General features: G+C 44.6%; 16 protein-coding genes. 13 read left to right on the top strand and 3 right to left on the bottom strand.

Going from position 1 to position 20206, the window contains the following annotated elements; translation table 11 throughout:
* Positions 1-31: 31 nt before the first annotated feature.
* The 8 genes from LWP20_RS14730 (at position 32) to LWP20_RS14765 (ending at position 11919) form a co-directional block, all read left to right on the top strand.
* Positions 32-3427, top strand: a complete 3396-nt coding sequence (locus tag LWP20_RS14730) for a UvrD-helicase domain-containing protein (RefSeq protein ID WP_242928933.1) — start codon at positions 32-34, stop codon at positions 3425-3427.
* 41 nt (positions 3428-3468) lie between these two features.
* Positions 3469-3897, top strand: a complete 429-nt coding sequence (locus LWP20_RS14735) for a VOC family protein (RefSeq protein ID WP_242928934.1) — start codon at positions 3469-3471, stop codon at positions 3895-3897.
* Between the two features lie 80 nt (positions 3898-3977).
* On the top strand, positions 3978-6884 hold the full coding sequence (locus tag LWP20_RS14740; RefSeq protein WP_242928935.1) for a PD-(D/E)XK nuclease family protein: 2907 nt from the start codon (positions 3978-3980) through the stop codon (positions 6882-6884).
* A gap of 134 nt (positions 6885-7018) precedes the next feature.
* Positions 7019-8092 (top strand): FUSC family protein, encoded by a 1074-nt coding sequence (locus tag LWP20_RS14745; protein WP_242928936.1) that lies wholly within the window; start codon positions 7019-7021, stop codon positions 8090-8092.
* Positions 8093-8121: 29 nt separating this feature from the next.
* Positions 8122-9009, top strand: coding sequence for an AraC family transcriptional regulator (locus LWP20_RS14750; protein ID WP_242928937.1), 888 nt, complete (start codon positions 8122-8124; stop codon positions 9007-9009).
* Positions 9010-9111: 102 nt separating this feature from the next.
* Positions 9112-9504, top strand: coding sequence for a DUF983 domain-containing protein (locus LWP20_RS14755; protein WP_242928938.1), 393 nt, complete (start codon positions 9112-9114; stop codon positions 9502-9504).
* 179 nt (positions 9505-9683) lie between these two features.
* Entirely contained in the window at positions 9684-11075 is a 1392-nt protein-coding gene (locus LWP20_RS14760; protein ID WP_242928939.1) for an MBL fold metallo-hydrolase, read from the top strand.
* 238 nt (positions 11076-11313) lie between these two features.
* Positions 11314-11919, top strand: coding sequence for a hypothetical protein (locus tag LWP20_RS14765; protein ID WP_242928940.1), 606 nt, complete (start codon positions 11314-11316; stop codon positions 11917-11919).
* Between the two features lie 263 nt (positions 11920-12182).
* On the opposite strand, the gene LWP20_RS14770 is transcribed toward LWP20_RS14765, so the two are convergent.
* The gene (locus LWP20_RS14770) at positions 12183-13445 is read right to left on the bottom strand and encodes an alkaline phosphatase family protein (protein WP_242928941.1); all 1263 of its coding nucleotides are present in this window, start codon (positions 13443-13445) and stop codon (positions 12183-12185) included.
* A 332-nt stretch (positions 13446-13777) separates the two neighbouring features.
* Between LWP20_RS14770 and LWP20_RS14775 the strand changes: the two genes are divergently transcribed.
* The 3 genes from LWP20_RS14775 (at position 13778) to LWP20_RS14785 (ending at position 17584) form a co-directional block, all read left to right on the top strand.
* Complete coding sequence (locus LWP20_RS14775) at positions 13778-14056, top strand: hypothetical protein (protein WP_242928942.1); 279 nt, start codon at positions 13778-13780, stop codon at positions 14054-14056.
* 126 nt (positions 14057-14182) lie between these two features.
* On the top strand, positions 14183-16060 hold the full coding sequence (locus tag LWP20_RS14780) for a M1 family metallopeptidase (protein ID WP_242928943.1): 1878 nt from the start codon (positions 14183-14185) through the stop codon (positions 16058-16060).
* Between the two features lie 147 nt (positions 16061-16207).
* Positions 16208-17584 carry an MBL fold metallo-hydrolase RNA specificity domain-containing protein gene (locus tag LWP20_RS14785; RefSeq protein ID WP_242928944.1) on the top strand — a complete coding sequence of 459 codons (1377 nt, stop codon included), beginning with the start codon at positions 16208-16210 and terminating at the stop codon, positions 17582-17584.
* A 61-nt stretch (positions 17585-17645) separates the two neighbouring features.
* Here the strand turns inward: LWP20_RS14785 and LWP20_RS14790 are convergent, their stop codons facing one another.
* Both LWP20_RS14790 and LWP20_RS14795 read right to left on the bottom strand, forming a co-directional pair.
* Positions 17646-18110, bottom strand: coding sequence for an RES family NAD+ phosphorylase (locus tag LWP20_RS14790; RefSeq protein ID WP_242928945.1), 465 nt, complete (start codon positions 18108-18110; stop codon positions 17646-17648).
* Positions 18107-18535, bottom strand: coding sequence for an Xre family toxin-antitoxin system antitoxin (locus LWP20_RS14795; protein WP_242928946.1), 429 nt, complete (start codon positions 18533-18535; stop codon positions 18107-18109). The genes LWP20_RS14790 and LWP20_RS14795 overlap by 4 nt, the downstream gene beginning before the upstream one ends.
* Before the next feature lie 134 nt (positions 18536-18669).
* Here LWP20_RS14795 and LWP20_RS14800 point away from each other — a divergent pair, with 134 nt between their 5' ends.
* Both LWP20_RS14800 and LWP20_RS14805 read left to right on the top strand, forming a co-directional pair.
* Positions 18670-19395, top strand: a complete 726-nt coding sequence (locus LWP20_RS14800; protein WP_242928947.1) for a tetratricopeptide repeat protein — start codon at positions 18670-18672, stop codon at positions 19393-19395.
* 79 nt (positions 19396-19474) lie between these two features.
* On the top strand, positions 19475-20161 hold the full coding sequence (locus tag LWP20_RS14805; RefSeq protein ID WP_242928948.1) for a tetratricopeptide repeat protein: 687 nt from the start codon (positions 19475-19477) through the stop codon (positions 20159-20161).
* The last annotated feature ends 45 nt before the right edge of the window (positions 20162-20206 follow it).

Raw genomic sequence — 20206 nt, forward strand, 5'->3', positions numbered from 1 at the left:
TATGTGTTCTGATAACACAGGATTTACAACTATGCCATCAACTTTCAAGATATACTCTTCCTCTGCGGGCTCCGGTAAAACATACCACCTTACCAAGGAGTACCTGAAGCTTGCATTGCATACACCTGATCCGGATTATTACAGATCTATTCTTGCCATTACTTTTACCAACGACGCTGCCGCAGAAATGAAGGAGCGTATACTTGGTGCATTACGCGGTTTTAATGATCCGAACCAGTCTGAAAAGGCAAAAAGCAAAAGTGAGGACTTATTACAAAGTATAACTGAGGACTTACAAGCAGAATATCCGGAAGAAGGCCTAAGTATAAATGTAGTGAGGCAACGAGCGCAGATACTTTTCACCCAGATACTTTATAACTACAGCGACTTTTCGGTAAGTACTATTGACAGTTTTGTAAACAAGATTGTACAGGCTTTTACGCGCGAGCTTAACATACCTTATAATTTCGAAGTGGATCTTGATTCACAGACACTGGTAAACACGGCCGTGCAGCTTTTATTGGATAAAGTAACCAACTCAAAGGATGATCTGCTATCAGAAACCCTGGAACATTATGCCCTGGAAAAAGCCCGTGAAGGCCGCAGCTGGAATACCCTGCCCGATGACCTGGCTGATTTTGCCAAAAACCTGCTGAATGAACAAGTATACGAAGCAGTTACAGACATCCAGAGCCTTACCCTGGAGGATTTTAAAAGTATAAGAGCACAGCTGAAAGCACTACAGGAAGGAATAAACGCTGCCGTGCAGGAAGATGCCAATAGAGCATTAACCGCTATAGAAAATGCCGGTCTCTCCCCTGCCGATTTTTTCCAGGGCAACCGCGGTATCTGTGGGTACTTCATTAAATTCTCGAGAGAAGCTGACCTGAATTATGGCAACAACTACGCCCGCCAAAGTATAGAAGATAACAAGTGGTATGCCGGTAAAGCAAGCACTTTTACCAAGAGCCAGATCGACAGCATTAGTGCGCAGCTTACGGAGCTTTATTACCAGATCGAAAATATAAAAGAAGAGTACGCAGCCACCTTTACGCTCATTAATGCCATAGTTCCGCATTTGTACAAAGTATCGGTGCTGAATGAGTTGGAGAAATGCCTGCAGGAAATAAAGCGCGATAAGAATACGGTTCATATTTCGGAGTTCAACAAGCGCATAATCGATATTGTGTTGCAGGAACCTGTGCCTTTTATTTATGAGCGACTCGGCGAAAAGTATAACCACATCCTCATCGACGAGTTCCAGGATACCTCGGTGCTTCAATGGAACAACCTGCTGCCGTTAGTAGATAATGCCTTGGCTTCCGGTCATTTCAGTATGGTGGTAGGCGATGCTAAACAGGCTATATACCGTTGGCGTGGCGGCGAAATGGAGCAGATCCTTCATCTTTACAAACGCAACACTGAGAGGCTATACCAGAACAAACGCCATGGAAGTATGATCCGGGAGCGCTATGAATCGGTTGATCATGCCCTTGCCCCCGACGACCTGAATACCAATTTCCGGAGCCGCGCTGAGATCATTGATTTTAATAACGAGCTTTTTACCTACATCAGCAAAGAACACGAAGTATACTCCATGTTCGCCTCCATTTACGATGAGAAATTCGTGCAGAAAGTTCCGGAAGGCGATAAAAGTGGCGGGCATATCCAGGTCATGTTTACGCACCCGGAGGATACCAACTATAAGTATGACCTGAACAATTGCGCCCGCACCGAGGAACTTTACGATGACTATAAGCACCCCGAAATTCTGAGCTACGATGAGAGTATGCTGAACATGGTGCTGCAACTGATAAAGCAGGGTCAGGATGATGGCTACGAACTGAAGGACATGGCTATACTTTGCCGGACCAATGTTAAAAGTAAGCTGATTGCCAATTTCCTGAAAGAACGCAAGTATGACATCATTTCCCAAGATTCGCTCTCGCTGCAGTTTGCCGAAGTCATTAATCTTATCATCGCTTTATTCCGGGTTTTCAACCGCCAGCAGGATACCCTGTCAAAATCGGAGGCTTTATACCTGGTATGTGCCGTGGCCATGGAAACCATTCCGGATACTGAAATGACCCAAACGATTGCCCGTATCGCAAACGAAAAAGATTCTGCCGCATTTTTTGATCAGTTGCGGGTATTTGGATTTGACGTAAAGGAGCGCGAAACTGGCAACCTGTCTATTTATGAACTGACTGAGCAACTCATTCGCATTTTTGATCTGCTGGGCCATAACAACGAGTGCGAATATCTTTTCCGCTTCCTGGATCTGGTGCTGGAGTATAGCTTAAAGAACAGCAACAACCTGAATAACTTCCTGGCTTACTGGGATGTGCAGAAAGAACGTTTAAGTATAAATACGCCAAAGGATCGGAACGCCATTACCATTACTAGTATCCATAAATCAAAAGGGCTGGCCTACCCTATTGTTATCATTCCTTTTGCCGACTGGAGCACAGAACCGCAAACAAAAGCATTGATGTGGAGCCAATTGCCGCACGAAGTAAGTGTAACAGGTAAACTGCGCAGTGTGGCAGTAACGATAAGCTCTAAATTAGAGAACACCGTTTTAGGGCAGCAGTACAGTACCGAGATAGAAAAAACGTTTATCGAAAACCTGAACATGCTGTACGTGGCCCTCACGCGGCCCATCGACAGGCTATACCTTATTGGTAACAGCAAAGACCTTCTGGATGATAAAAAAGCTGCAAGGGCTTTGGAAGGTACAGCTAAAAACGTAAGCCATTTGTTATACCGTTACCTTGTACATAAAAACATCTGGCAAGCGGGGCAGTTCTGCTATCAGTTACATAAAGGCAACCAAAGGCAGCATCATACTACTATAGACACCGGGCATACTTATTTTTTAGATCACCTGGTATCAACTGACTGGGCTCAACGGCTGCAGCTTAAGCAACATGCTAACAACGTATTCGACTTTGAAACGCAGACAAAGCAGCGCACTCTGAACAAGAAATTACATTATGCTTTGTCGCGTATTATAACCACGCCACAGTTAGATACTATCCTGCGCCAGATGGTTTACGAAGGCATCATCAGCGAGCGCGAGAAACCAGCCTTGCGGGATCGTTTACAGGAAGTTATTAAGCATCCGAAACTACAGCATTATTTTTCTGATAAGGTTGTTGTGGAACATGAAAAAGAACTCCTGGATGCCCGCGCTTACCTGTATAAACCCGACCGCGTTGTGTTTGATGGAGAGCAGGTTGTGCTGATAGAATTTAAGCTTCCGCCCCCGCAACCCGAGCACCGCAACAAACTCGACCATTATACTGTGCGCTTTAAGCAACTGGGTTACGAGAAAGTAAAATGCCTGCTTTATTATTTCGATACAGAAGAAATTCTGGAGTGGGGCTACGGTGGAAAAAATATGCAAATAGGGCTCGCGTTGTAAAAGCAGCACAGAAAAACAAAAAGAAATTTACAAACCAGTATATGGATCAACGAATAACGCTTATCACGCTTGGTGTTAAAAACCTGCAACGGTCTAAAGATTTTTACCAGAACATACTTGGCTGGCAACCGCTCGAAAGCAGCAACGAGAGCATCGTATTTTTCCAGCTAAATGGCATACAACTAGCGCTTTTTCCGCAGGAATCACTGGCCGATGATGCTGGCGTAGAGGCTGATGGCAAAGGCTTCCGGGGCTTCTCGCTGGCCCATAATGTACGTTCCGAGAAAGAAGTAGATGAACTTGTGGCAGCTTTAGAGGCAAAAGGTGCGAAGGTTTTGAAGCAGCCTGAAAAAGTATTCTGGGGAGGCTACAGCAGTTATATTGCTGATCCGGATGATAACCTCTGGGAGATCGCCTATAACCCTTTTCTGCCGTTGGATGAAAAAGGGAATACTCAAAGTATACATTAGTATAATAGATACTCTCTTATGTGTACTTCATAGTTTAAAAAGTTACCATTTCAGCCATAACCTAATACAAAATTAACTCCGTGCAAACTTTCCTGGAGCTTACTGCCAAGTATATTTACGAGAAGTATAAAGAGAACATCAGCGACCTATGCATTATCCTGCCCTCACGTCGTGCAAGTTTCTTTTTCAAGAATGCCTTAGCACAGGCCGCAACTGAGCCTATCTGGTCGCCGGAGGTATCGGGTATGGAGGATTTTATTACCCGGCTTGCGAAAACCGATGTACTGGAGCCCATTAATTTACAGTTGGAGCTTTACGACCTGATGCGCGAACAGGACCCGGCCCTGGATTTCGACCAGTTCGTTACCTGGGGCGGCACATTGCTCGATGATTTCAGCCACATCGACCAGAACATGGTAGATACCGGCAAACTGTTTGAATACCTGACAGAAGCAAAAGCGCTGGAACGCTGGGACCCGAAGTATCTTGGAAAGGAACTTTCTCCTACCATGAAGAAGTACTTCAGCCTCTGGGATAACATCGAAAAAACGTACCACAACCTGAAAAAGCGCCTGTTGCAAAACAAGAAGGCCTACACAGGTATGGCTTTCCGGAAAGTAGCTGATTCTATTGAAAGTATAGCCAAAGACCCGGGATGTGCACAGTACATTTTTATAGGCCTCAATGCTCTTACCAGCTCCGAAGAAAAGATCATCAAAACATTACTAAAGCATAACAGGGCCGAAGTATTATTTGACTCAGATGATTTCTATATGGAGGAAGGCACACCCAACCGGGCAGGCAGTTTCCTTAGGAAGTATAAAAGCACCTGGAAACTACCCGAATGGCGCTGGCAACAGAATCTGCTTCTCACAGATGAGAAAGAAATAAACGTGATTGGAGTGGCCAATGCCAGTATGCAGGGTAAAGTGGCAGGGCAGTTATTACAGGAAATCCGGCAGCAGGACAAACACGCGCAGGTGGCCATTATTATGCCTGACGAAACCCTGCTGCTACCGGTGCTACACTCCATACCTGACGAGGTGCCCAACTATAACGTAACTATGGGCTTGAGCTTTAAGGGCACTCCCCTGTTCAACCTGATAGATCTACTGTTTGATGTGCACCTGACTGGCGTAACACAATTGCAGGAATCAGGCTACAAAGTATACCAGTACCACCATTTATCAGTCACAAAGCTGCTCACGCATCCTTTTATCCGGAGGTATGATTTATACTTGAGCGAACAGCCTGAACAGGCTAAATACCATGGCTTTATACAGAAGGTATTGGACCAGATAGTTCAGGATAACCGCGTACTTATCACAGCAAATGATCTTCTGAAAATGGGCGATCACCAGCCGCTTTTTGAAACGCTTTTCAAAAGCTGGCGGGACTGCGATGATATTATTGCGGCGCTCTACAGCCTGATCGACATGCTACGTGAAGTATACAGCCACCAACCCAATACGATTGAAACCGAATACCTCTACATTTTTTATACGATCGTAAAACGCCTCGATACGATTTTTGATTGCCGCGAGCAAAAGATCTCGGTGCGTAGTTTCCGCAAGTTCCTGAACGAGCTTATCGCTTCTACCCGACTCCCTTTTAGCGGCGAGCCTATCTCGGATGTGCAGATAATGGGTATGCTCGAAACGCGTGCGCTGGATTTTGAGAATGTGATTATACTTTCGGTAAATGAAAACACCTTGCCGGCTCCCAAACGCCACGAATCCCTGATGCCGTATGATGTGCTGAAGCAATTCGGGCTGCCGACCTACTCCGAAACCGAGGGCGCCATGGCGTATAATTTTTACCGCCTGTTGCAAAGAGCCAGGCGTGTAAACCTGCTCTACGTGTTGCCTTCCGACACTTATGGCTCCGGAGAGAAAAGCCGGTTTATACTTCAGTTAGAAAACGACCTGGCACTACGCAACCCCCGCATTAAATTCCGAGACCTTACTGCTGCCGTAGACCAGAAGCAAAGCAAGAAGTATGACGAGGACATCGTAATTCAAAAAGATGAGCAAACGCTGGAGCAACTTAAAAATGAGTTAAAACGCGGCCTCTACCCTTCGCACCTGAACATGTACATCAACTGCTCGCTGCAGTATTACTTTAGCCGCATCGCTAAAATAAAGGAAATGGATGAGGTGGAAGAACAACTGGGCACCGATCAGTTTGGTACCATTGTGCACCAGGTGCTCGAGGATTTTTTCCGGCCATTTGAGCAAAGCGGCAAGCCCATTGAAAAGCAGCATGTTGAGGACATGATTTTGCAGCTTCCCAAACAGGTTGAAATTGAGTTCAAGAAAACCACCCGTGGTGCTACACCGGAGCGTGGCATGAATTATCTCCTGTTTAAAGTGGCCGTGCAGGTGCTCGAAAAATATCTTGATAAACTTAAAGACTCCAGCGAACTGCCACTTTATGTGCTGCGCCTTGAAGAGCAACTGGAAGCTATACTTCCGGTGCAGGTTGGCGATGAAGTAATACCGGTTAAAGTAGCTGGCAAAGCCGACCGTATTGACCTTACGGGTAACGAACTCCGGGTTATAGACTATAAAACAGGAAAAGTGGAGCAAACGCAGCTTCGCGTTAAGCCCGAGGAAGTAGAACTGCATTTTACCACTGATCCAAAGTATGATAAAGCCCGCCAGTTATGGCTATATGAATATATTTTGCACCGTACGTTAAAGCAGCACCCGGAAACTATACTCCGAAACGGGCACCATGTGGCAGTACAAAGTATAATTCCGAAGTCGGGTATTTTGTCGTTCCGTAACCTGGATGCAGGTGTTTTGTCTTCGGAGTTTAACTTTATGGAAGCCGACGCAGCAACGCCTAAAGATTTTGTAGCTGCTTCTGAAGAACTACTCGGCCAGTTTGTAAAGCGGATGCTGGATACTGAAGAACCGATCCGGAAAACAAAAGACCTCGATGTGTGCCAGTACTGCCCATACCGCGGTATTTGTGCACGGTAAGTATAGATCATTTTATAAATCCGTTTGTCGATTAAATAGCAAGATTACATCATAAAAATCAAAAATTAATAGCAAGAATAACCAGCAACTTAACGCCTGTTACTTTTGGTGAAACTATAAATAGGATTTAAAATTTGATTAAAAGTATAGAATATCTGGCCCGGTTCGGACTTACACTTCAGATTCTGAAAACAGCACTGTCAGCTGCTATATCCTGGTTTGTAGCTACCAATCTGCTTCATGCTGAGTATCCATACTTTGCTGCCATTGCAGCCATACTTACAGTGCAGGTTACCGTTGCCGACTCCGTAGACAAAGCCACACAACGCATAATTGGCATTATCGGCGGCGTACTCTTAAGTATGCTGATCGGGCATTGGTTTAAAGTTGGTGCGCTTTCCATTTTCTTTGTGATACTCATCGGCATGGGGATTTCGAAAGCGCTGCGCATGAACCCCCAGATCATTTCACAGGTTGCTATTAGTTCGCTCCTTGTGCTTGCTTTTGGCCAGTTTAAGGAAGGCTATGCTTTTGACCGTATCACCGAAACCATTATCGGCTCTGCCATTGCTGTTCTGATCAACGCAGTTATCATACCTCAGAATGCCATACCAGATGTAGAAAGTTGCATTCTGAACCTGAGTAAAACCTGTGCTCAGACACTGGTAAGTTTGAAAGCACTCCTGGACACCACCACAAGAAAAACAGGCCGTTCCGAAGTAAATGCGCTTAAAAAAGAATACCAGAAATGCCAGGACACGTTGAAGCTTGCGGAGCAAAGTTTAAAGTATAACCTCTTCCTGACACGCAAGCGAACCAGGCTTAGCAGGTTAGCAGTAAGTATAAATAAACTCGACCATATTACGGTGCAGGTACGCGGCATACGCAGAGGGCTTGCCGATCTGCAGCAAAACAAGGCTTTTGGAATAGAATTAGCCTTTTCAGAACAATTGGAGCGTGCTATGGAAGCTACAGCAACCTGCATCGAGCTTTTTGGTAAAACCATTGTAAATGCATCCGCAGAAAACCTAATGGCCTTAAGTACAGCCAATGAAGTAGCAAGAGCAGAACAGGCTCTCTGCCTTCGGGAGCTTAAAAACATATTCTCCCTGGAAACGCTTCGTGATGTTGGCAGCATTCTCACAGACCTGAGCCGCATTGTTACTGAAACTGAGAGGCAAAACTCAGCAATTATTGCAAACAGTTGATTCATACTTAATTCTGTAATCACTCTCTCATGCCAGAAGCGCCATTACCCATCTTCCAGATACAGGATTTTAACACCCGGTTGCAGCAGGAACGCTATTTCTATTTAAAGCCTTTTTCGCAGCACCTGCAGGAGCATGATTTTATACAGAAGCCGCACAAGCACGATTTCTACATTTTACTCTTTATTACCCGCGGCACCGGCACGCATACCATCGATTTCGAAACATATCCTGTAAAACCGAACACAGTATTTTTCCTGACGCCGGGGCAGGTGCACAACTGGCAATTAACTCCTGATACTGAGGGTTATATCTTGTTTTTTAACCCGGCTTATTACCTGCTCGACTTCCCCCACCATAAACTTCAGAATTTTCCTTTTTTTCAGAACCTATTACACAAACCCTTTCTCATACTTTCAGATGCTGACCTGTTAAAACTGGAAAGTATAATTAAAAGTATGGAGCAGGAACTCCGGCAGCAGCAAGCCTACACAAATGCAATCATCCGGAATTACCTCGATATTTTATTGCTACAGCTAACGCGTTTGTACCAGACTGAAAAACAGGAGAAACAATTGCCGGCAGGTATGCATTCGCAATTGGAGCAGCTTGAAAACTTGATTGATGCACATTATAAAGAACACCTGCCGGTAAGTTATTACGCTCAGCAACTTAATGTATCAGCCAAGCAACTGAATGAAATCTGCAAACGAGCCATAGGCCAGACGACTACCGAACTGATACAAAACCGCATCATACTGGAAGCGCAACGGTTGCTGGCTTACGCAGATCTTACGGTAACGCAGGTAGCTGCAGAACTTGGGTATTTTGATGCTACATACTTTTTCCGCTTCTTTAAAAAGAAGGTAGGCCAGACACCCGAGCAGTTTAAAAACTCACAGTTATACTTGAGTTAACAACTATATTTTGCCGAGGAAAATTGTACAGTATTTCAGGTAATAAGTGCAGTTAACGAAGCGCTTAACTTTCGTATTTTTGTACCGGTAAAAGCCCATATTATGAGTTGGAAAGACACAACGCTTTATAGCATACTAAATACAAAATGCCCTCGTTGCCACACAGGCGATATGTTCCCGAAAGGTACGCTTTACAATTTCCGTAAATTTGCCGCCATGCACGAAAAGTGCTCCTGTTGCGGACAGGCTTTTGAACCGGAACCCGGCTATTACTATGGAGCCATGTTTGTGAGCTACGCCTTTAGTACAGCCATTTTTATTGCTGTCTGGATCGGGTTAAGCTTTTTTGTGGAAGAAGTTACACTAACGATGATGATCATCGCGCTGATCATTTCTGTAGTAGCTTTGTTACCTATAAATTTCAGGCTCTCGCGCAGTATCTGGATTAACATCTTTATCCGGTACAAAGGCCCCTGCCAGCATCAGGAAGTATAACTCAGAAAAGTAGTACCAGATCAGAACAGGCAACGGCGCAAGTCGTTGCCTGTTTTTTTGTATTGTTTTAAAGAGATTCCAGCCACCAATTCTCACCTAAACTTTTACAGGCACGTACTTATCCTCACACTTAGGTAACCTATAGGTACCTAAAGTATAAACTTATACTATACATTTTTATGCCTGAACATACTCATGGTCCTCTACGGTTGCAGTTTGTAGGTGCAGCCGGTGTTGTAACCGGTTCACAGACTTTGTTGCAAACCGGCAAGTATAATATACTTATTGATTGCGGCCTTTTCCAGGGCACAAAAAAAGAACGGAAATTAAACCGGGTTAACAGATTGCCTTATAAGCCTTCCGAACTGGATGCGATTATACTTACACACGGCCACCTCGACCACAGTGGCTACCTGCCTGTTCTGGTTAAAAAAGGATATACCGGCCCGATCTACGCCACTGCTCCTACCCGCGATATTACCGAAATCATACTTTGCGACAGCGCCAAAATACAGGAAGCCGATACCCGGGACTATAACCAGTATCGCGATCCTACTAAAAGGCCTCTGAAACCATTGTACCGCGAAAAACACGTAAACATGACCATGAAGCTTTTTAAAGCCCATGAAGACGACGAATGGGTAAGTATAGCCGATGATCTGAAGTTCCGCTTCCAGAAAAGCGGTCATATACTGGGCTCAGCTACAGTAGAACTCGAATGTCAGGGCCGCCGGTTTGTTTTTTCAGGTGATGTGGGCCAACGCGACCCGCTTATACTTGACCCGCCTGCCCGCATTAAAGAAGCCGATTATATTATCATGGAATCTACCTATGGCGATAAACTCCATAACAACGATACCTCGCCGTACCAGGCATTGCAGGATGTGGTGAACAAAACGTTTGAGAAAGGCGGATCGCTGGTAATTCCGAGCTTTGCCGTAGAGCGTGCCCAGGAAATAATTATGCTGCTGAATAATCTCATGGACGAGAAAAGTATACCTAAACTGCCGATTTACTTCGATTCGCCGATGGGTATTGGAATTACAAAGCTCTTCCAGGAGCATAACAATTGGCACAACATGACCGATTCCGAAACAAACAAGCTTACCGACAATGTGCACATCATTGAAAGCTTTGAGGAAACCCTTACCGTGCTTGATGACAATGGCCCGAAATCGAAAATAATTATTGCCGGCAGTGGCATGGCAACCGGTGGCCGGGTACTTCACTACCTGAAAGAAATGCTTTACGATGCAAAAAATACGGTGCTGCTTGTTGGCCATCAATCTAAAGGAACGCGCGGTTACCAGCTTCTGCATAATGCCGAGGCAATCGGAATAGAGGGAAAAAATTATAGGGTAAATGCGGAAATTTGCCAGATCGGCTCGCTGTCAGCGCACGGCGACCAGGCCGATCTTTTGTGGTGGCTTGGGCGCTTTAAAGAAAATCCGAAACAAATATTCCTGAACCATGGCGAAGGCGATGCTGCTCACAAGTTAAAAGATAAAATTGAAGAAAAGTATAGCTGGCCTGTAACTGTTGCTGAACTAAACAAAGTATATGGTTTGTAAAACTGCAAGCTCAGTTTGTATGGGAATAAAGATAACTTGAAAAGTAAATTTTTTAGTAAAGCATAAATAGTCAATAACTATTAGTAGGCTCATATACTGCCACATCATATTTTTTGACTATTACACTACATTAACTTTTTGTCCCTCAATACCTTGAACAATAACATTTAGCCAGCGTTATTACTATATTAAGGTAAAATGTATTGTTTAACACTATTTAGGATGAGGACGATGGATTATGAAAACTTTATTTTTACTCTTCTTACTATCTACGGTAACCATTAATGCAATCGCACAAGAGCAGATAGAACCACCTGCAGTATCAGCACCCGGCGAGGCAGATGCATCCATTAGTAAAGGAAACTGGCTGGTAGGTGCTAATATCGCCTCTACCGGATACAATTTCAGCAACGATACATATAACCTGTTCATCAACCCCAAAGCAGGTTACTTTATCGGCGAGAACATTGCCGTAGGTTCCGAAGTGGTTTTGGGCTTAGAGGCTTTCGATGGTGGCACTAACTTTCGATACGGCATCACACCATTTTTGCGCTACTATTTCACCCAGGGCGGTGGTCCATCAGGCCGAATTTTTCAGGAAGCTCTAGTAGGTATTGCCGGTAGCTCTTTAGAAGACAATGAAGAAGATGAACCCGTTTCTTTTATAATCGGTATACGGTTTGGTTACGCTCACTTCATTGCTAGAAATATTGCCATAGAGCCAATTTTAGGTTATACTTACACAAAAGCAGACTTAGGTAGCAGCAGTTCCGGAGGAGGTGGCTTAGCCTTAGCACTTGGTTTCCAAATATACCTGCCTGGCAGAGGCGCCGGCGGTGAATAAGCAGGCTGTAAGTAAAACGCCGCTTCAGAATTCTGAAGCGGCGTTTTGTTTTTCATAAGCTATACTATTACTCCTTGCTGCCAGTTGTCATCAGCAAGCAGATGTGCTTCGAAGTAAAAATTGTTGGTGAGAACACCAACAATGGCAATAGCGTTTTTCAGAAGCTACAGCCTTAGCCCCTGCTGCGTATTCTCACCAATAAGTTTGATACGGGGTGCTTAATGGCTATAGTTTAACCAGTGACGAACTATCTAAACAGCCTCTTACTTCAAAACCTTTTTCGACAGCTTCTTCTTGCCATCAATTTTGTGCGTGTACTCCAGGCCAAGCAGCTCAGCTACAAGCGGGTATACATGGATGTTTTTGAATGAGCTTATCTTCTGCCCTGCCTTAAAAGCCGGACCCCAGGCATAAAAAGTAGCATGCATCTCTTTTACTTTATCCGGGTCGTAGCCGTGTGCTCCCGGCGATGGTTTGCGGCTGGAGAAATGGAATACTTTAGGAGCATCAGTCAGTAGTAGAATATCGCCTACGCGTTTATAGGTATCGTCTTTTGTGCCATAGTGCAGGCGGCGCGGCAGGTTGTTGCGGGTGTATACTTTATACTTGCCGTCAGCTTCTGCTTTCAGTTTTTTATAAGTGCTTTTTATAGCTGTTTTATCCTTGGCATGCAGCTCTACCACCATACCACCACCAGATACCAGGAACTTAGCTGTATCTACTGCAGCAGGCAAAGGCAGAGTGTTTTCCTGGTTTATCTTGATCATGCCATGATCTGAAACAAAGATGAAGTTTACAGGCAGGCCGGTGGTTGCTACTGCATCCGTCAGTTTCTTAATGTTCTCGTCCAGCTCTTTAACAGCTTTTTCGGTTTCAGGAGCATCGGGTCCAAAACGGTGGCCGGCATGGTCTACTTCAGGTAGGTAAAACGTGATCAGGTGCGGGCGTTGCTCTTCAGGCAGGTTCAGCCAGTCTACTACGGTTTTTATGCGGCTTTCCATAGGTACAACCTCGCTGTACCTGTAATAGTAAGTTGGGCGAATACCCTGAATCGGTGCTTCGGAACCTACCCAGAAATAACTTGCAGAAACCATTTGCTGCTTTTCGGCCAATACCCAAAGTGGCGTGCCACCATACCAGCTGCCATCCTCTACCTTGCTCCTGTCGCCGATGGAGTAACTTTGCTTGCGTTGCGGGTCATAGAATACATTGTTGATCAGTCCATGCGTGGCCGGGTACATACCCGTTACGATGGTATAATGATTGGGGAAGGTTTTGGACGGAAAAGATGGCGCCATAGAGGCGGCTTCTACGCCCTGAGCCCGTAAAGCTTTCAGATTGGTAGCATTATACTTGTCGGCATAATCATAGCGGAAACCATCAGCCGAGATAAGTATAACATAAGGTTTTTTCTGCTGCTCAGGGCTGTTTCTGCGGCCGGAAGCCACACGTTGGGTAGTATCGGCCTGGGCAAAAGCTGCCGAAGACAATACCACAAAGTATAAAAAGAGTAAGTAACGTTTCATGGTCGCGAAGTTACGCCACTCCTGTTTAAGAATTGCACAGAAATTATTAAGATTAGATTATCTCGTCTCCTTTTCCGGGAGCGCAACCACAATGTATAGTTCACATAATTCATAAGCCATGCAAAACGATGAGCCCGCTTGATATGCAGTAGAAATGAGCTATATTAGTGTTGTGCTATATAAGTTGTTGATGTGAGTGGCATCTATGGTAAGTATACTTTTGTAAGTTTGCTATCTATTCAATACATAGTGAAGATTGTATGAATTGATTCTTCATTAGAAATTTGTGTGGTGATTTAAGTTTACTTTAATTATTGATAAAACCTTTGTTTATGGAATATTTAGAGAACGATAGCTTAATAATTTTTAGAAGTCCCTTTACCAAAAAGATAATATCATCTACCCCCTTGATGGTGGCTTATTTGAAATTGACTGAAGAACATGGCATTAAAGTGAAGGAAACAGAGTTAACTATAGAGCTTGTTGTTAAAGCATTTGAAAAGCCCGGTGGATATAAGGTTGAATATTATGAAGTAGTAGGTGATTTAATTAACCTGTATGTATCTACGCATAGTGAAAGACTTTTTGGACCAGAAAAAACTAAGTTTTAGAAATATGAGCCATACATTATTTATATATAAGAATAAAAATATATAAACTGCTAATCACAGCTAAACATCATTTACACTTCTGTTTAGTAGGGCCATTACCACAAACACTACCAAAACCCAAATATCTTGAACATTAAAACTATACTTATTGCTTCGTTACTGCTTGCAAGTAGTGCGGCCTTTGCGCAAGAGCAGTTGCAGATGCCGCGCAACATTCAGCAAGCTTATGAAAAAGGTACCCGCTCTACGGATGGTACTCCCGGCAAAAACTACTGGCAAAACGCCGCCGACTACGACATCAAGATCAACTTCGATCCGCATACGCGTAAGCTTTCGGGCACGGTGAACATCCAGTACATCAACAACAGCCCTGATACGCTGAAGCAGATCCTGTTTAAGCTTTACCCAAACCTCTACAAAAAGGGTGCTGCCCGCGCCAATAACATAGATGCAAAAGATGTATCGGATGGCGTGCAGATCCAGAAGCTAAGTATAAACCAGCAGTCCGAAGATGTGAGCAAGCTCCGCATTAACGGTACCGATATGCAGGTGCGTGTAAAGCCTATCGCTCCTAAGTCTAAGGCTACTATTGCCATTACTTACAGCTATACTTTAAATGAAGGATCGCATACCCGTACAGGCCAGATAGATGAAGGCTCTCATTTTGTTGCTTACTTCTTCCCGCGCGTAGCTGTTTACGATGATATTGATGGCTGGAACCGAAATCCATACCTGGGCTCACAGGAGTTCTACAACGATTTCTGCAACTTCAATTTCGAAGTAACTGTGCCTAAAAACTTTGTGGTTTGGGCTACCGGCGACCTGAAAAACACGAAGGAAGTGCTGCAGAAAAAGTATGCAAAACGACTGGAGCAGGCCGAGAAGAAAGATAAGATCATCACGATCATCGATAGCACCGAAATAAAGAAGTATGACATTACAGCCCAGAACCCGACCAACACCTGGAAGTTTGAAGCTAAAAATGTAATTGACTTTGCCTTTGCTACCAGCGACCATTATATGTGGCAAGCTACCAGCCTGGTGGTAGACCCTAAGACCAAACGCCGCACACGCGTAGACACAGCCTTCAACCCGAAGCACAAAGATTTCCTGGAGGTTACTTCTTTCGGTCGCAAAACGGTAGAAGCTATGAGTTATACTTTCCCGAAGTGGCCCTTCCCCTACTCGCACATCACGGTTTTTAATGGCCTGGACCAGATGGAATACCCGATGATGGTGAACGATAACCCGCTGGAGGACCGTGCCGATGTGATCATGCTCACCGACCATGAGATCTTCCATACGATGTTCCCGTTTTATATGGGCACCAATGAAACCAAGTATGGATGGATGGACGAAGGCTGGGCAACTTTAGGCGAATGGCTCATCACCCCGATCATCGACCCAAGTATAAATGATGATTATGGCGTGGCCCCTTACGGCGCTATGGCCGGCACCGAAATAGATTTGCCCATCACTACACTTACCACGCAGCAAAGCGGTACTTCTATGTTCCTGAACTCCTACCCTAAACCTGCGCTGGGTTACCTGTATGTGAAAGACATGCTGGGCGATGAACTATTCCTGAAAGCGCTTCACCACTACATCGGGCTATGGAATGGTAAACACCCTCAGCCTTACGATTTCTTTAATGCCATGAATGCCGGTTCCGGCCGTAACATGAACTGGTTCTGGCAGCGCTGGTTCTTCGATGGCGGCTACCCAGACCTTGGCATAGCCAAGGTACAGCAGCAGAACGGAACGTATACTATAACTGTAGAGTCTGTTGGCAGCAAGCCTTTGCCAGTAGACCTAGTTGTTACCTACGCTGATAATACCAGCACTACCATCCACAAAGATGTATCGGTATGGGAGAAAGGCAACAAAACTACCGAGCTAAGCTTTAAGCCCGCCAAAGCCGTGAAGAAGCTTGAACTAAAGCATTCGCACACACCTGACAGCAACAGGAAAAACAATCTATACGAAGTGAAACAGAGCAGTTAAGCATCCTGATATTTAGAATGTTACTTTACCAGTCAAAAGCAGCCCGCACAGGCTGCTTTTTTCGTATGCTATACTTCAGGATTACAAAGTGAGATAGTGAGGCCTGATGTAATTCCGGAAAGCAGGTATAACCTTCAATTAGAGACTATGGAAAATACGCTTTCTACAGTGCAGCTACAGTTTTTAGGTGGCGCGGGCACTGTAACCGGTTCCAAAATTCTTCTTAAAACAGATAACCACCAGGTCTTAATTGATTGCGGACTTTTCCAGGGGTTAAAACAATTACGCTTGCTAAACTGGGAAGAATTGCCACTCGAGCTGCAGAAACTTGATGCGGTTATACTTACACACGGCCACCTGGACCATTGCGGTTACCTGCCTGTGCTGGTTAAAAATGGTTATGCCGGGCCTATACATGTTACTACCCCAACCCGCGACGTAACCGAAATTATACTTCGCGACAGTGCCAAAATTCAGGAAGAAGATGCAGCCGAGGCAAACTTAAAAGGGTACTCCAAACACCACCCTGCTATGCCTTTGTATACAGAAGAAGATGTAGACAATACCATGCCCCTGTTTATAGCGCACAACGATAACGAGTGGGTAATCCTTAACGAAGATTTTAAATTCTGCTTCCGTAAGAGCGGGCATATACTTGGTTCTGCATTTGTAGAGCTACATTGCCGTGGCCGTAAGTTTTTATTCTCCGGGGATATTGGCCGACGTACTCCTTTGCTGCTGGAGCCTCCCGTTTTTGTGCAGGAAGCAGACTATCTTATACTTGAATCTACTTACGGCGACAGGCTGCATGAGCAAATTTCGCCTTACGAAGAATTACAGGAGGTAGTAACGCATACTTTTAATAAAGGCGGTGTGTTGGTTATACCTTCTTTTGCTGTTGAACGGGCACAGGAGTTACTTCTTATCCTGAACACCTTGCGCGAAGAAAATAGTATACCAGCTATTCCTATTTACCTTGATACCCCCATGGGGATTGATGTTACTTCACTTTATCTTAAATACCCCAACTGGCACAGCCTCTCACCTGCCGAGTGCCGTACCATGATGCATAATGTACACCTGGTGCGCGAATTTGAACAGACCCTGCGTGTGCTGGATAAGTATGGCCCTAAAATAGTTATTGCTGGAAGCGGAATGGTGACAGGCGGTCGGGTACTTTATTACCTTGCCCGTTTAATAGGTGATAGTAAAAACACGGTGCTGCTTGTTGGTTACCAGGCGCCGGGCACACGCGGAAACCTGCTTCGTAGCGGAGCTTCTGAGCTAAAAATGCAGGGTAACTACTATGCTGTGCATGCCGAGATCAGGACTATTTCCAGCCTTTCAGCCCACGGCGATCAGGCTGATCTGCTTTGGTGGCTGGGTCATTTTAAGAAAGCGCCAAAGCAGGTTTTCCTCAATCACGGTGAGGCACAGGCTTCTGAGGCATTGCGCCTTAAAATATCAGACACGTTGAGTTGGCCGGTAACTATTGCTGAAACTGAGAAAGTATACGAAGTATAGTTATCTACATGAATTTATACTTCCACTTTATACTTGTAAGTGTTTGTATAGCAGGCTTATACTAGGGTTTTACAAACAGTCTTTTGTCAAATTCAAAAAGCTCTGTTGACGTGACGGAGATCAAGTTAAAATCTTTGTGGCGGGGATTAATCAGGTAATTAAACGTGCCCTGCACAGCCGAAGAAGGCACTTTTAATACAAGGTGTTCTGAATCGAAAGCAAACTGATCGCCGATATCCTGGGTGGCATTCGGGTGCGGAAACGATTTCCAGTCTGGTGGTAGTTCTTCTTCTGTAAGTTCTTTTATGGTAATATCATCAGGAATATTGATGCGCACCAGATGATAATCCAGCGGCACTATACCAAGCGGCATGTGCACAGCCACTTCTACCGTACACAAAGCAATGGATTCACTGGTATAAAGCATGGCTACACCTTTGCTGTTCCAGCGGCCTCCGGCCAGTTCAGCACCTCTACCTGATAAGTCTTTGGCAAAGCGGCCTTTGCTCAGGCGGTATACGATCATGCCAGAACGCCGTGCTCAATTCTCGTTAGTTCATCTTTCAGCAGGCCAATGCCAAAGGTGTTATCCAGCAACTCTTTAGGCTTAATGCCCCCTAGGGCAACATTTTTTGCTTCAAGCCACGCATCAAAATTCGGTTTATCGCCAAACACTTCAATGCCTTTATTATAAACCAGCGTAATCTCCAGTATTTTCTCTGAATGGATGGGATCAAACGTGCGTCTTTCTTTTTTATAACGCTGGAAAGTGCGCTCTGATAAGTGCAGGTAAGCCGACCATTCGGCAGTGCTGAAGGGGCTTTTATCAGCAATAGACTTAAACATGGCATACTTTATACCTTCGCGCGCAGTGCTCATCAGCATAAATACGTCACGATCATCCAGTAACCTGTAGCTTAATGTTTCCGCTTTTTCTAATGCTCTTCCCATAATTCTGGTTGTTATCTTTTCAAAGATACGAAACTTGTCTTTAAATAAACGACAATTGTCGTGATTAGTTCAGCAATATTTTTACACTAACCCGGCAGATTGACCGTTGTAGGTGCAGAATTAAAATTAAAAGCATGCAAAAGTGGATTCTGGTGCTCTGCCTGATAAGTATAAGTTTGGGCGCCTGTAATATATTACCCTCAGCTACCCATACATCAGCAAATAAAAGCAAGACAAAAACAATTGCTGCTGTAGTGCCGGTAAAGAAGCCCCGCACAAAAACAGAAAAACAGCAACAGGATAGATTTATAAAAACCAGCACCAAACGCTTTAAATCGAGGCAGAAAGCCGGGGCTTATTATGTAGCCAAGGCTAAACGAAACTATAACCAGGAAAAAATAGATTCGGCAAAGTACCTGTTTGGCCGTGCCTGGATACTGGACAGCACCAATGCCGATATTTACTGGGGTTACGGCAAAGTATACGGTGAGCAAAAACAGTATGATAAAGCTTTGGCCATGTTGAACAAAGCACTCAAGAACGATAAAAATAACCCGCGCCTGTTAACAGATATTGCCACCTCCCACCTGGGCAGATACTACCAGACCAGCAACCCGGAAGACTTACAGAAAAGTAAAAAACTCCTGGAAAAAGCCGTAAAACTGGACCCCACAAAAGCGGAAGCTCACTACAAACTCGCCATCAGTAGTTATTACCTACGCGAATACAATAAAGCCTGGGATAACCTTCATAAAAGTGTGAAACAGGATAAAAGTGTAGCAGATGCTCGGTTTATTACGGCGCTGTTACACAAACAGCAGGACCCGAAAGGAATATATAAGAAGCAGCGCAGGAAGTAGCTGTTGCATTATGGTTAGAGAAGTGTTATTTTAGCTGCAAGTGCAACAGCACTTAAACCAGATCTACTAACCTTATCCAATGAAGAGATTATTATTTGTAGCTGTGGCACTTTTAGTTACCGCCACGCTAAGCTTTGCTCAGGAACAGAAAGACCCCAAAGTGCTGCCTATGTTCGGCAACCAGGCAAAAACAGAAGCTCAGCAACTGAAAGATCAGAAATTCCTATCGAGCTGCGATGCCAGTTTTAAAACCCGCCAGGAAGCCAGTAATTTCTTTATGGAACGTGGCTGGGAATACTTCAGTGAAGGACAGGTAGATACTGCCGTTTATCGCTTTAACCTGGCCTGGCTCCTGAACCCCGATAACAGCAACACTTACTGGGCTTTTGGATTGGTTACTTCAGGTAAAGGTAATAACGCAGAGGCTATAACATATTATGAAAAGGCCCTGGCATATCAGCCTAAAAACTCGATGCTGCTTACAGATCTTGCCTCAGCATATATAAACATCTACAAAACACAGCCAAAGAAAAAGAACCTGAAAAAAGCATCTGTTTACTCAGAGCAGGCTATCGCAAACGACTCAACAAACAGTTATGCTTATTATACTCTCTCGCAGGTAAAGTACCATGAAAAGAAGTATGCCGATGCATGGGCGTATGTTCACAAGAGCCGCGGCATAAACCTGGCACAGATAGACTATGATTTTGTGACAGAACTACTGGCTAAAATGCCGGACCCGCAGGGCTTCTTTAAAGCAGACTAATTTCAGTTATACTATAAAATTAAAAGGCGTTTCTTACCGGGGCGC

Source organism: Pontibacter vulgaris, from assembly GCF_022758145.1.
GTDB classification, from domain to species: domain Bacteria; phylum Bacteroidota; class Bacteroidia; order Cytophagales; family Hymenobacteraceae; genus Pontibacter; species Pontibacter vulgaris.

Coding starts and splice junctions, on each gene's coding strand:
- LWP20_RS14730 (WP_242928933.1), top strand. CDS start 32: ATGCCATCAACTTTCAAGATATACTCTTCCTCTGCGGGCTCCGGTAAA.
- LWP20_RS14735 (WP_242928934.1), top strand. CDS start 3,469: ATGGATCAACGAATAACGCTTATCACGCTTGGTGTTAAAAACCTGCAA.
- LWP20_RS14750 (WP_242928937.1), top strand. CDS start 8,122: ATGCCAGAAGCGCCATTACCCATCTTCCAGATACAGGATTTTAACACC.
- LWP20_RS14755 (WP_242928938.1), top strand. CDS start 9,112: ATGAGTTGGAAAGACACAACGCTTTATAGCATACTAAATACAAAATGC.
- LWP20_RS14760 (WP_242928939.1), top strand. CDS start 9,684: ATGCCTGAACATACTCATGGTCCTCTACGGTTGCAGTTTGTAGGTGCA.
- LWP20_RS14765 (WP_242928940.1), top strand. CDS start 11,314: ATGAAAACTTTATTTTTACTCTTCTTACTATCTACGGTAACCATTAAT.
- LWP20_RS14770 (WP_242928941.1), bottom strand. CDS start 13,445: ATGAAACGTTACTTACTCTTTTTATACTTTGTGGTATTGTCTTCGGCA.
- LWP20_RS14775 (WP_242928942.1), top strand. CDS start 13,778: ATGGAATATTTAGAGAACGATAGCTTAATAATTTTTAGAAGTCCCTTT.
- LWP20_RS14785 (WP_242928944.1), top strand. CDS start 16,208: ATGGAAAATACGCTTTCTACAGTGCAGCTACAGTTTTTAGGTGGCGCG.
- LWP20_RS14790 (WP_242928945.1), bottom strand. CDS start 18,110: ATGATCGTATACCGCCTGAGCAAAGGCCGCTTTGCCAAAGACTTATCA.
- LWP20_RS14795 (WP_242928946.1), bottom strand. CDS start 18,535: ATGGGAAGAGCATTAGAAAAAGCGGAAACATTAAGCTACAGGTTACTG.
- LWP20_RS14800 (WP_242928947.1), top strand. CDS start 18,670: ATGCAAAAGTGGATTCTGGTGCTCTGCCTGATAAGTATAAGTTTGGGC.
- LWP20_RS14805 (WP_242928948.1), top strand. CDS start 19,475: ATGAAGAGATTATTATTTGTAGCTGTGGCACTTTTAGTTACCGCCACG.